11 protein-coding genes are annotated in these 13,044 nt (G+C 60.9%); 5 read left to right on the top strand and 6 right to left on the bottom strand.

Features of this window, described 5'->3' with window-relative positions; translation table 11 throughout:
* The first annotated feature begins 100 nt into the window (after positions 1 to 100).
* Together kdsA and TBK1r_RS27525 are read left to right on the top strand one after the other, a co-directional pair.
* Positions 101 to 979: a 3-deoxy-8-phosphooctulonate synthase gene (gene kdsA / locus TBK1r_RS27520; protein WP_145218120.1), complete on the top strand. Its 879-nt coding sequence runs from the start codon at positions 101 to 103 to the stop codon at positions 977 to 979.
* Positions 980 to 1,052: 73 nt separating this feature from the next.
* The gene (locus TBK1r_RS27525; protein ID WP_419580461.1) at positions 1,053 to 2,759 is read left to right on the top strand and encodes a tetratricopeptide repeat protein; all 1,707 of its coding nucleotides are present in this window, start codon (positions 1,053 to 1,055) and stop codon (positions 2,757 to 2,759) included.
* Between the two features lie 83 nt (positions 2,760 to 2,842).
* On the opposite strand, the gene TBK1r_RS27530 is transcribed toward TBK1r_RS27525, so the two are convergent.
* From TBK1r_RS27530 to TBK1r_RS27555, 6 genes are all read right to left on the bottom strand, one after another.
* Positions 2,843 to 3,892, bottom strand: coding sequence for a ThuA domain-containing protein (locus TBK1r_RS27530; protein ID WP_145218124.1), 1,050 nt, complete (start codon positions 3,890 to 3,892; stop codon positions 2,843 to 2,845).
* Positions 3,893 to 4,116: 224 nt separating this feature from the next.
* Complete coding sequence (locus TBK1r_RS27535; protein ID WP_145218126.1) at positions 4,117 to 6,108, bottom strand: S1C family serine protease; 1,992 nt, start codon at positions 6,106 to 6,108, stop codon at positions 4,117 to 4,119.
* Positions 6,109 to 6,119: 11 nt separating this feature from the next.
* Positions 6,120 to 7,169, bottom strand: a complete 1,050-nt coding sequence (locus TBK1r_RS27540; protein WP_145218128.1) for a S1C family serine protease — start codon at positions 7,167 to 7,169, stop codon at positions 6,120 to 6,122.
* Positions 7,166 to 9,064, bottom strand: a complete 1,899-nt coding sequence (locus TBK1r_RS27545; protein ID WP_419580462.1) for a S1C family serine protease — start codon at positions 9,062 to 9,064, stop codon at positions 7,166 to 7,168. Before TBK1r_RS27545 ends, TBK1r_RS27540 begins: the two co-directional genes overlap by 4 nt.
* An 8-nt stretch (positions 9,065 to 9,072) precedes the next feature.
* Positions 9,073 to 10,281 carry an NPCBM/NEW2 domain-containing protein gene (locus TBK1r_RS27550; protein ID WP_145218130.1) on the bottom strand — a complete coding sequence of 403 codons (1,209 nt, stop codon included), beginning with the start codon at positions 10,279 to 10,281 and terminating at the stop codon, positions 9,073 to 9,075.
* Between the two features lie 197 nt (positions 10,282 to 10,478).
* Entirely contained in the window at positions 10,479 to 10,694 is a 216-nt protein-coding gene (locus TBK1r_RS27555) for a hypothetical protein (protein WP_145218132.1), read from the bottom strand.
* A 320-nt stretch (positions 10,695 to 11,014) separates the two neighbouring features.
* Between TBK1r_RS27555 and TBK1r_RS27560 the strand changes: the two genes are divergently transcribed.
* The 3 genes from TBK1r_RS27560 (at position 11,015) to xerC (ending at position 12,979) form a co-directional block, all read left to right on the top strand.
* A complete protein-coding gene (locus tag TBK1r_RS27560) occupies positions 11,015 to 11,464 on the top strand; it encodes a hypothetical protein (RefSeq protein WP_145218134.1) in 450 nt (149 codons plus the stop codon).
* Between the two features lie 358 nt (positions 11,465 to 11,822).
* On the top strand, positions 11,823 to 12,068 hold the full coding sequence (locus TBK1r_RS27565; RefSeq protein ID WP_095740473.1) for a hypothetical protein: 246 nt from the start codon (positions 11,823 to 11,825) through the stop codon (positions 12,066 to 12,068).
* Between the two features lie 8 nt (positions 12,069 to 12,076).
* Positions 12,077 to 12,979, top strand: coding sequence for a tyrosine recombinase XerC (xerC, locus tag TBK1r_RS27570; protein ID WP_145218136.1), 903 nt, complete (start codon positions 12,077 to 12,079; stop codon positions 12,977 to 12,979).
* Positions 12,980 to 13,044: the final 65 nt, after the last annotated feature.

Raw genomic sequence — 13,044 nt, forward strand, 5'->3', positions numbered from 1 at the left:
GTGTTCGGTCTTCAGGCGGTCTCTCGGCTCTTGCCCGACCGGAGAACAACGCCTCGCACTGCGATTGCCAGAACTCAGCGAATCGCCCAAACTCACGGGTATGAGTAATTCAGAGACTTCCGCAGGTGTCCGATCCGTTTCCGTCGGCCCGTATCGGTGCGGCGACCGACAGCCGTTGTTGTTGATCGCCGGTCCGTGCGTCTTGCAATCGGATGAGATTTCATCGCAGATCGCCGACGTTCTGACCCGAATCAACGCGCGAGACGACGTCAATGTCGTCTTCAAAGCTTCATTCGACAAAGCCAATCGCACCAGCGCTGCGGCGATTCGTGGACCCGGCATGGAGCAGGGGCTGGCGATGCTCGACCGGATCGCGCGCCGAACCGGGTTGCCGGTGACGACTGACGTCCACTTGCCCGACCAGGCCCAGGCGGTCGCGGAGGTCTGTGATCTGCTTCAAATCCCCGCGTTTTTGGCCCGCCAGACGGATTTGATCGTTGCCGCGGCGGAAACCGGGCGGCCCCTGAATGTCAAAAAAGGCCAGTTCATGGCTCCCGAAGACATGCGATACGTGGTCGACAAAGCCAACGCCGCGGGAGATGGGGGCGTGATGCTCTGCGAACGGGGGACCTTTTTCGGCTACGGCCGACTGGTCAATGACATGCAAGCCCTGCCGGTCATGCGGTCGCTCGGCGTGCCAGTCGTGTTCGATGCAACGCACAGCGTGCAGCGGCCCGGATCGGGGCAGGGATCCACGGGGGGAAACCGGGAAATGGTCGAACCATTAGCCCGCGCGGCCGTAGCAATCGGTATCGACGCGATCTTTTTCGAGACCCATCCGGATCCAGATTCCTCCCCGAGTGATGGTGCCAACATGGTGCCCCTGGACCGATTCGAGGGCTTGGTCGATCGCCTGCTCCAGATTCGACACACGATCCTCTCCGTTGGCCAATTGAATGGCACCGACCAAGCTCCCTAGGTTTTGCTTCACCTTCCCCGTTCCAAACCGCAGTCGCGGTGGCGTCCATCGATGGGGAGCCCTGTGGATTGGCGTGGCGAGCCTGTTGACCGTCGGGTGTCAGGACGACACGGCGCTGGTCCGTGAAATCCAAAGTCGCCGGCAAGCCCAGCAAGAAACGCTCTCGCGACGCGATCACCTCGGTGAATCATTTGTGTTGCTGCGAAAGTACGTCGAACTCGATCCGCAAAAGGCGCAGGAGCAGATCGCGTTTCATCTCAACGGCTGGAGTGCCACCCGGCCGCCGAGTGAAGTCACCGAACCCAAGCTGGTCGACACCCTCGGCGATTTAATCTCGCAAAACGAATTGGCCGACCGTGTCACCGGCCGGACCTTTTTGCCTAGCGATGTAGTGCATCTGCGTGACAGCTACCTGTTCCACTCGCTGTACAGTTGGGTGGACGTGCCGCAGCAGGACGAGTCTCTGTTGACCGATTGGTTCAAGCAGCAGCGTGAAACGCTTCCGGCCGAGACGGTCGATCGGCTGGTCACGGCGACGCGTTTGTTCGACTGGACGATTCGCAACATCGCCTTGGAGCCGAACCAGCCGTTGAATCCCGCGCCGCAAGGACCCGACTTTCCTGCGGGCATCGAATTTCGCGGCGCAGGCTATCGTCAGACGGATTTTCAAACCGTCATGCGTGGAACCGGTGACGGACTGCAACGGGCCGGGGTGTTCACCCAATTGTGCCGACAGTCGGGGATCCCCGCCGCGGTGTTGGGCACGATCGACGGCCAATCCGGGGCCGTGACGCCGTTTTGCGTCGGCGTGCTGGCGGGTGACCAGATCTATCTGTTCGAGCCGACTCTGGGCGTGTTTGTCCCCGGTCCGGATCAGGTCGGAATCGCGACGTTGGCCCAAGCACGCCGCGACGCCGTCGTCTTGCGGCGTTTGGGAATTGCCGGTCTGGATCAATTCACCTATCCGGTGACCAAGGAAGACGTTCAACAATGTGTGGCGTTGTTGAATCTGTTGCCCGAGGCGATCAGCCCGCGGATGAAGAAACTTCAATCGGGTTTAACTGGCGATCGCAGGATGAACGTCTATGTCGATGCCGATACCCTTGCCGAACGATTTGACGCGGTCACGGGCATCAGCTCGGTTCGACTTTGGGACGTTCCGGTGAAAGCCGAGATCTACCAGTCGATTAGCCAACAATACACCCAACGTGATCCGGTGTTCGCGTTCTGGTACATGGCACGCTGGGCGATGATGGATGCCGGTTTCGAAAGCGCACGAGAACTGACACGCGGGCGATGGCAACACTTGAAGGGGCAGTTCGCCGATCTCGAAGAAGACAGCGTCACCGGCGCGCGGACGTTGTACATGAATCAGCGGGCGCCGGAATTCGAGATCGAGGATTTGAGGATCGATGTCGAGCTTCAAAAACAATACGGCATTCGACGTGAATTGGGCGTCGACGCACAAGTGTACGACCAACAAGTCGCTCAGATCCAAGGGTTGCTGCGAATGGGCAAACGCACCGCGACGTATTGGTTGAGTCTGCTGCAAGCCGACGACGGCCGACTGGAAACCGCCGAAAGCTGGCTTGAAAAACGCGTGCTGACCGAGGAGCAGCAATCGTATTGGACGCCGGCGGCCCGCTACAATCTGGCCCGCTTGCACGAGGCGCTCGGGAAGACCGAGCAAGCGATCGAGATGTACAAACGCGAAGGCGAACCCCAGGAACACGGCAACCGCGTTCGCGCGCGGTTGGTCGCCAAGCAAGTCGACGAATAGGTCACGCGGCGCGTGAGGTAAGTCTACGGAAAAGGGCATGCACGGCATGGCCGATGACAAATGGCATCGACGGCCGACGCGATTTACGGGCGATCGCGGAAGGGCCATTCGGGACTGCCCTTGGGGTCGTCGCGATGGGGGGCCTTGCCGAGTTCAAAGTCTGTCGGTTGCAGATTCAGCTCCTCCCAATACTCCTTGTCGTTGATGAATCCGTAGAAGGTCGGGTAATACGGATCCACGTAGGCGACGTCGGCTTTTTCCGGCACCGTTTTGTCGAGCAAGAAGTAGGTGGCGTTGACCAGCAGTCGGCGTAGATCCTCGTTGACCAAGTCGACGCTGGCACCGGCGGTCGTGCAAAACGATTGCCCCTTGGTCCCCGAGGGCGACTCATAGGGGTGCAGCCAAGCCAGGGGCTGCATCGGATCGTTCTTGGGTCCCTCGACGTTGGCCGATTTCGGGTCGAGCGACTCGGTCACCGCGCCACGCAACAGGATCGTGTCCTGGTCGGTCAGGTGGGTGACTCCATAAACGTCCGAGGGGACGAAGATGTCACTGACACTATTGAGGATCGGATGCCCTGCGGCCTGATCGGTGATCACCGCTCGCGCGCCTTGGCGTTTGTGTTGGCCGTGGTGGCTGACCCACTGCTCACCAAGGATCTTGCGTCCAAAGTTGCCATAGGTCACCTCACCGCCGAACGAACCCTTTCCGTTGAAGGCGTGTGTCGCGGTGCGGATCCCGATCAACGGTTTTCCGGCGTTGATGAACTTGGTGATGTGGGCCGCTTGCGACTCGCTGGGTTTGCGAAAACGCGTTCCGATGATCATCAAGTCGGCATCGTCGAGCGCTTCCCAGCCGACCACGCCGCTCTGGTTGTTCGGGTCGATGTATCGCCCATCGGCGGACATCGAAAACAGAACGGTGCAATCAAAGCCGTGTTTCACGCTCAGGATTTTGGCCAACATCGGCATCGACTCTTCGGTGCGATACTCTTCGTCGCCCGAAACGAGAACGATTTTGCCTTGGGAGTCACCCTTGGCGGGAAAGTGGAGCACGCCCGACTGGGCTGCCACGCTGTGACTGACCAGCGGAACGAAAAGCAGGGCGAGTGAAAGAAGCGTACGGTAAATCATGCTGCGGGACAGGGTTAAAGGACGACGGGGCAGAAAGGTGTCGCGACGGGAGCCGTCACAACAAGAGTTTAACGAGACAACGCCGGTTTGAGGTCCGGCGGTCGGAAAATACCCGCACGAAGCGTCCGCTCGTGGTCCTCGGACGCCGGCGCGAACCGGCTGAGATCAAACGATGACCAGCCGTTTGGCGTGAGCGGACGGGCCCAAACCGTGTGGCGGATCATTCAAATCGTTTGCAGCAAGCGAACCCAACGCAGCAGGTCATCGATCTCTGTTTCACCGCCCAACGCAATGGGGTATCCGGCGTTCGCCAGCGGTGCCAGCCAGGTCGGGCCGTCGTCGAGTGACTCGATCGGCAACATGATTTCCAGGGCGCGATCGGGCTCGTTTTCACGCAGCCGAACGGCGGGGGGCTTGGCACTTGCCGAGACCGCGATGCCGGCAAAATTCTTTCGATCCGACAGCGCCATCGCGATCACCATGGAATCGGCTGCCGAAGCCGGCGTGTCCTTGATCGCACCGTTCGCCGCGACCGCGCTAACGAGGACGGGGACTCGCTGCGCCATCAGGGTGGCCATGCGAGAGACGACGTCGATTTCTTTTTGTTGCCAACGCTGTTCATCTTCGCTGCAGACGGCGCAGACCACGACGCCGGATTTTCCGGCTGCATCGCGCCAACCCTGCAACGCTTTTTGCGGGTCGCGGGTGTCCGGGGGGAGCAACAGCACCAGCAACGCCAGTCCGTCGTCGGCCGCCATCGCATCGGGTTTGGGGGCCACGTAGGCGGCGAGATTGGGGACATCGGGAAGCCGCAATTCCTGGACATCCCAAGGGTTTTCAGGCGGTTCGCCGGACCATTGATCGATCGTCTTTTTGAGTGTCGGTCCGGCGATCGACGTGGGGATCAATTTGATTTCCAACGGTTCCCCGTCACGATCGATGGCCAGCGTCAGTTCTTCATCGGCGACCGCGGTGATCATCGTCCGACCGGCCGTTGCCACGTCTGTGATTTTGGTTTGATTGATTTGCTTGATCACATCGCCGGGGTTCAATTTGCCGTCGGCAGCCGTGTCGGGGACGACGGCGCGGACGACCACGTTGGGCTGCTTCGGTGCCTCGTCGTTGGCTTCCTCGGTGTCTTCTTGCGTCTCTTCGGTCAACCAGACGCCCAGACGCTGCGGATTCAACGGGGGAATCGACTCGGCCAGCGTGACGCTGACGGTCCGTGTTTCGCCGTTTCGACGCAACGTGATCTCGAGCGACTCGCCGGCGTCGTAGGGGCCGAGGGCTTGTTTGATTTGCTGAAACATCCGGACGGGTTTGCCGCCGATGGCAACGACGGAGTCCCCGGGCTGGATGCCGGATTTTTCCGCCGGGGATCGGCTGCGGACGGCTGCCAGTTCGGTGTCTTCGGCGTACGGGTCTTTGGCCTTGGGGACAATCCCGATCAGCCCCTTGCGGATGTCTTCTCCGGCACGCAGACGCGGCAGTTTGTTTGCCAACACCGGCGACGGGACGGCGAACGCGATTCCCGAGTCGTACCAACTGGTGTCGTCCGGCGCTCCGCCTTCGGCGACTGCGGGGACCAGGACACCGATCACGTTTCCGTACAGATCGACCAACGGGCCGCCGTAAAACGATGGGGAGACGCGCGCGTCGCTTTGCAACATCGTGCCTTCCAATCGGCCGGTGGCACTCAAGATGCCGCTGCTGACCATCGGCGATCGATCGCCGCCGTAGCGTCCGATGGCGACGACGGTTGACCCGATCGGCGTGTTCACCGCTTCGGCCAAGTCGATCGGGACCAGGGGCGTTTTGGTATCGACCCGGAGCATCACCAGACCGCGGTGATAGTCGCGGGAGACGAGGGTTGCGGCCAGTCGAGTCGCGTCGGGCAAGACGACCAAGATGCTGGCCGATGGACGACGGACGATGATGTCCGATGCGACGATGTACCCTTCTGCGTCAACGACAATCCCGCACGACGGAGCGTCTTGGGCGACTTCGCTTTGCTGGTTGCCGCCGCCGGCCACTTCGGCCACTCCGATCACTTCGATGGAAACGATCGATGGCAAGACACGCTCGGCAGCGTTGCGCACCGCGCGGGCCATCGCTTGGCGATACTCTGCGGTGTCACTTTGTGCCGAGCAGACGGTGCTTGCGAGCAGCCAGGCTGACACGAACGTGAACCAGTAGACCGTTTTTAATTTCACCACGCGGCGGGCTCCTAAGGTTGCAAACGAATCGGCAGCACTTCGTTGCCGCGCTGGATCGTGATTGACACGGCATCGCGCCGATCGATCCGACGCAAAAGATCGATCAGGGTTTGTTGGTCACCGACACGCTGTCCTTCCAGCAACAAGATCAAATCGTCCGGACGCAGTTTTGCATCGGCCGCCGGCGAGTCGGGGGCGACGGCATCGATGTAGGCCGGTGTGGATTCCAGGACGTTGGGCACCAGCACCAATCCCAGTGTCGTCAGGTTGTGTGACTGGTCCCGTCGCAGCACGGGGTTCTCTTCTTTGGGGACGGTCGTCGTGCGACCGGCGATGATGTCACCGAGTGCGGTTCGGAGCGCATCGATCGGCAAGGCATAATTCAGCCAGACCCCGGTGCCGCTGTCACGAAGCTCTTTCCCCAGCATGCCGATCAAGCGGCCCTCGCCATCGACCACCGCGCCGCCGGCGGCACCCGGGTTGTTCGCGATCAGATCCAAGATCAGCACTTTGCCGCGGTAGGGTGTTTGGAAGGTGCCGCGCCGTGCGTCCAAATTGGTCACCGCGGCAATGGTGCCTTGCATCACACTGGCCGGTTCGTTGCCCGCGGCAATGTTGAACAGATTGCTGACGGCCAAGATGGGATCACCCCACTGGGCATGGAGTTCTTTGTCGACTTCGAAGTACGGCAAGTCAGAGGCGTCGACTTTTAGGACCGCCAGCTCGAGCGCGGGCTCGATCCCCACGATCGTGGATTCGAACCGGCGTCCATCATCGAGCACCACGATCGGTTCGACGTCCAGCACATAGCTCCAAGCCGTCGCAATGTGGCCTTCCGGTGAAACCAGAAAACCGCTTTGGTAGGCCTCCAGCCCTTTGATTCCGCCGGCACCGTAAATCTTGACCACACGCTGTTGGACTTCACGTGTGATGGGTGCAGTGGGCGGCTGGGCCAACGCTTCGGCTGTGATCGGCAGCCAGGTGAGCAGGCCGGCCAGCAGGCAGGCCAGTCGGTGCAGCGGTGCAGCGAGGGTTGGCGAGGGAAGACGCGTGGGCATCATGGCTGTGCGGTCTCCGTTTGCTTCCAGTCGCTGATCGAGACGTTCAGTGCGACGTCGGTTCCGTAACGCAATTCCAATCCGCTGATCTTGTCGCCCTCGCGAAGGATCCAGAGTTCCGCCGGGTCCGAGTCGCGATCGGCGAACACTTCGACGCATTCGACCAAACCACTTTCGGGATGAGAAAGCCAGCGCACTTCCATGTCCCCGTACAGACCGATCATACAATCGCGGAGGGGGCGTTCGCCGCCTAACGGCATCGTGCCTTGGTAGTAAGCCTCGCCGAACTTCTGGGGGCCGAGTTTCAACATGGTCCGCCAGGCATCCAGCGCGGGCAGAATCCCGGCGATCGAATCGGTGTCGACCGCGTCATACAGCTCCGATCGTTTCGTCGCCTGCATCGCCGTTTCACCGACAAGGATCGCAAACTGATCGTCGGCGACGCTGAGTTTGACCTCCGCCTCGCCGGTCTTGCCGGTGATGGTCCACGCAGTGGATTTCGATTCCGCATCGGCGGGAAATTGATCGGCGGGGAATTGGTTTCGCAGCGAGTCGATGAAACGGTCCTGCTGAACTTGATTGAAGTGATAATTGGCGAATCCCCGGCGTTGGATGATCAGGTCGGAAACCGATTTGGGGATCGCCGGTTTGGCACCGCCGTGGGGTGATGGCGGCCGCGCCCGTTTTCGATCGGGCGGTTGAGGCGTCTCGTCATCGTCTTCGTTTTTGTCTTGATTTTCCTCGCCGTCTTTTTCTTCCGCGTCGTTTTCGTCTTCCGGTTGATCGGGAACCGGCGGTGGGGGCGGCAGGGCTGAGGACATTTTGGCCAGCAGTTCGTCCTGGCGATGAACGCCCATCAATCGTACCGGGACGCGTTTGGTGATTCCGTCGTAGCGAAACGTGACCGGGACACGCCATCCACTGGGCAGGGTACCCAGCACATTTTGAACATCGTTTGCGGTCATCACGGGACGGCCATCGATTTCCAGGATTTGGGCGTTGTAGCGAAGCCCGCGTCGGTACGCGTCACTGGATTCGAGAATGTTGCTGACGACGACTCCGCCATCGGGATCGGTCGTCACGGTCGCGCCGAGTGTGGCGTGGTCGACGATGCGGCCGCTGCGCAGATAGCCGAGGAAGTTTTTCGCCTGGTTGATGGAAATCGCGTAACCGACGCCGACGTTGACACGTCCGCGTTTTTCGAAGGAGCACCGCCCGACGATGCCCAGCAATTCGCCTTCAGCGTTGTAGATCGGGCCGCCCGAGTTTCCGGGGTTGATCGACGCATCAGTCTGCAGGCAATCGGCATATTCCAGCAACGTGCCGGAAGGATACTGATAACGCCCGACGCCGCTGAGGATTCCCCAGGTCACGGTGGGCTGAAGATTGGTCGCCAGCAGGAACGGATTGCCGATCACCATGCACCAGTCGCCGGCGCGGGCTTGTCGGCTGTCGGCCAGCGTGGCATAGGGAAAATCATCGCGTCCGAGCAGCTGAATCATCGCCAAGTCGCCGACCGGATCGAGTCCGACCAAGACGGCATCGTAGACGCGGCCGTCGCTCAACCCGCAACGCATGAACGTTCCGGCGGGGCTGGTGACGTGAAAGTTGGTCAGCGCGAAGCCGTCTGGTGAGATCAGCACGCCGCTCCCGCCGCCTCCGCCACCGGGCACAAACACGCTGACGGCGCTGGGACGGGCGCGATCAATCGCCGCGACACGCGCCTGTTCGACCGACTGCAGCAGCGGATCCAACTCGAGAGGGCCGGCGATCGAAATGGTATCGGGGGCAGCGTCTTGCGCGCGCGACACTCGCGCCGGGCAGAACGGCGTGATGGCAAACAGCGCCAACACCGACGCGGTGAAAAGCGCGGCGGATCGCGGCAATCGGTCGTTCACTCGTCGGCTCACTTGATCAACCTGGGTTTCAAGAATCGGACTTGGTCTCCGACGTCACCATCATCGCCTGCCAAGGCTTCCAGCCGGACGCGGTTGGCGCCCGCGACCGGAACGCGAAATCCTTTGCTGCTCGAATCGGTCAGCGACTGTTCCCATTGCACCTGGCCATCGACGACCACGCGAACGGTAACGGTGCCGCCGGCGGAGACAAGTTTATCTCGCCCGACGCTTCCGGCCAGCGTTTGGAATCCAGGCTCGACGCGATACTCGGCGTTTCCTCCGGCGACCATCACCAGATCTTCGCCCTCGGCCGCCGGTCCGAACCATTCGGTCATCAGGCTGGTCGGCAATTTTGTTTGCAACAGGGGGGACATTCCGTTGGAGGCGGGGCTTTCACGCGCCAACATGACTCGACCGCTGGACCACGTGATGCGCTGGATCTGATCCAATGCAATGCGATGGCGGACCTGGCCAGGCAACAGGATCTCGATCGCGTCGGTCGCGTCGCTGGGTTCCAGACGGGCGACCAGAAACGTGGAACCAAAGATGTCGCTGACCTTGACCGCTGCCCTCGCATCCGAGGACGCAGCCGAGCGAAGAAAAACGCCCTCCAGGCGGTCTCGCGGCGCTTCGATTTTGTCTCCGTCGAGTTCGAAGAGCAGGTTTTGCGGATCCAAGCCGACCACCACGCCTTCGATCGGATCGAGCTGGTCATTGCCGCGTCGAATCACCATCAAATCACTACGCTGCTCTTTGTCCTCCAATCCGAACCACTGCGGATCGGTAGCCGGTCCGCCCTGACGAAAGCGGATCGAACGCACCTGATTGATCGGAACATTGATTGCGGATTGACGCCGCGGTTCAATCTTGACCGTCGTGTCATCCATCGAAACGTCTTGCGCGAAGAGGGACGATCCGTTCGTCAACGTGACGTTGATCGTCGGGCCGGCCGACGTCTCCTGCGGCGCAGCCAGCTTCAGAGTGACGACCTGGTCGGCGGGCAACTTTCGCAGCGACGATCCGTCATGGAGTTGAAGCGACGAAGCGGTCGTCCCGGCCCATTGGCCGCTGACGATTTCACCCGAGCTTAATTCGATCTGCACCTCCGTCGCCTGAACAGGGGATGCAAAGGCCAGAACCAGCAAGGCGGCGCCGAAGACTGCAGTGCCGACGACTGCGGCACACGAGATCGCGGGCAACCACGGAAAAAGTTTCATAGAGCGCGGGTCGATAGGGAGCGTTGACGGGGTGCTTCGGTGGCGGCGAGCCACGACCGTCACAGTTTATCACAACATCCCGTCAAACGGATCGCCCGAATGGTGTCGAAGGCGGAGCCAGGCGTTGGCGCCCCCCGATGCGTCTGAAGAAGACCTGTCGGGGGTGGCGGCGACCGCAATCTGCTCTTGTTCGTCCGCTACGGCGTTTCGCCGACGGGCGTTTCGCTGGCGGTGGTCGTGTTTCCCGTCATGTTGCTGGTGGTGTTGCTGCCGCTGGTATTGCTGGTCACCGTCGCGGCCGGTTCGGAGCTGTCGGCAGCCGGCGCCGGTGGTTTTGGAGGTTGGCAGCCGAGTGAAAAAGTCATCAGTGCGGCTGCGGCGGAACCGGCGAGGATTCGTAAAACGTTTTTCATGGGGTTCTCCAAAATCAGAATGAGGGGGGCGGGACCCTGCAAACAGTTCGGCATGGGACGCCAGCAGGGTGGAGCGGGATGATTTGCCTGTGCTGCGTCATTCTTTGCAGACTGGCGTCAAATGACCATCCCCGAACGGGTGACTTTTCGGTTGGATCGAGCCAATGGCAGCAAAATAACCATCGATGACCCGATAACCGGCACGAAGAGACCGTTTGGCAGGGTTTTTGGCCTCACGTTTTTTGCCACGCTCATACCGCTGGACCCATGATGCCGATTCGATTCCCACCCGCCCTTCCAAAATTACCCCGGGGAATCCCATGAAATCCAACCTCAAAAACGGTCTGCTCGGTCTCGTCTGGGCCGCCATGGCATCAATCCTGACGGCCGGCTCGGCCCTCGCCCAGTTCCCGTTTCCCGAATCCTCTGCGCCGGACATCGCTCCGCCCGAGATCACCCGTCCCGAAGCCGCTGCGCCGCAACGCGTTGCCCAGAAGCCTGCCGCCGAGGACGCCGACATCATCGTCACGCCCCGGTTGGTCGATGTCGTGCCCAGTTCGTCCGACCTGTCCGCCGGCGAGCCGACCGCCGCCGAACTCCGCCAAGCCCGAGCCCAATTCCGTTCGCAACAGCGGATGGAGCGGATGGAACGAAACCTGTGGGCCGGCTACGAACCGCTGCGTCCCAATTGGAATTCGATTCCGATGATGAGTAGCCGCTACCCGTATCGCCAGACGGTCGTCGTACCGCTGTACGTTTACCCTCGGTAGACACCTACTCTCGGAAGACACACTGGTGTTGACCTCAAGACCGGATGCCTGTGAGTTGCGATCGATTCGTGCTCGCAGGCATTGTTGTTTTATCCCTCTTGTTGGATTCGGTCGTCCCCCGTCGATTCGAGTTGAACGATTGTGACGCCTCGGGCGTTTCGGGAATCACTGGCTTTGGTAGGGACCGCAACGCGACAAAACGGCGCTTGCATCACGATCGCAGCCAACGCCGCTCAGTACCGCCTCGCGGCATGCCGATAGCTCTCCCTGGGACGAATGGTCGAGATCATTTACTCGGCCGCACCACCGCCCCGAATCGCATCCGTGACTTCCGCTCAATTGCAGGCATCCCACGCAGATGGACAAAGAGATAAACGTGCTGGCTTTGGTCAAAGGCGAAGAGAAATTCATCTTCATGTTCGACGATGCCAATCGCGACCAAACGCTACGTCAGCTCGCACGGTTTGCCGCCAATCCCGAATTGGACTTCTCGTGGTACGACGCGGCGATGCTGAGTCGCAAGATCCGCGACGCGGTGCCCGTCGAAGACGACCTGTTGATCGATAACGAACTCGACAACCTTTCGGTCGAAGACTTTAGCTAGGAGCCCGCATGCACTCAGCGATCGCCCAGTTCCTGCGATACCTGGTGACCGAACGCAACGCGTCGGAGTTGACGATCAAATCCTATCGCGAGGATCTGTTCAGCTTCGTCGAGTGGCTCGAAGCGACGCGTGGCAAGGTGCCGCATCCCGATTCGCTTTCGCCGCAGGAACTGAGGTCGTTTCAAGCGGCGCTCCAGCAAGCCGATTACGCCCGTTCGAGCATCGCCCGCAAACTGGCGGCGCTGCGCAGTTTTTATAAATTCGCGATGCGTGAAGGTCTGGCAACGAGCAACCCGGCGAAGCCGTTGCGCAATCCGCGTCGGCAACGCAAGCTGCCACACGTGTTGACCGACGACGAGGTCGGGCGTTTATTGCTCGCCCCGCCGGCAGACAAGGTTGCCGGGCTTCGCGACCGCGCGATCTTGGAGACGATGTACTCGGCAGGATTGCGGGTCAGCGAACTGGTCGGGCTTCAGGACGGTGACATCGACACGCACGAACAAATCGTTCGCGTCCGCGGGAAGGGCCGGAAGGAACGGATTTGTCCGCTCGGTTCGTTCGCCATCAAGGCGATCGAAGCCTACGCCAAACGCCGCCAACGCAGCGACAAAAGTCAGGCGTTGGGACGCAAGGCGCCGGTGTTTGTCAATCGCTTCGGAAATCTCCTGACCGCGCGAAGTGTCGGCCGGATGCTGGAGAAATACCTGGCCGTCGCCGAACTCGATTCGCGAACCAGTCCCCACACCTTGCGTCATTCGTTCGCGACGCATCTGTTGGACCGCGGCGCGGATATCCGCAGCGTTCAAGAGTTGCTCGGTCACAAGAGTTTGGCGACCACGCAAATCTACACGCATGTCAGTGCCGCCAGCCTGCGCGCGGTTTACGAACGGGCGCACCCGCGAGCCAACTGAAAACGAGGCTCCTGACCCTTTTAGTCGCTGTTGGTGTCTAGCCTTCAGGCGATTCCGGGTCGCTG

The sequence above is a fragment of the Stieleria magnilauensis genome, from assembly GCA_007753675.1.
In the GTDB taxonomy this organism is placed as follows: domain Bacteria; phylum Planctomycetota; class Planctomycetia; order Pirellulales; family Pirellulaceae; genus Stieleria; species Stieleria magnilauensis.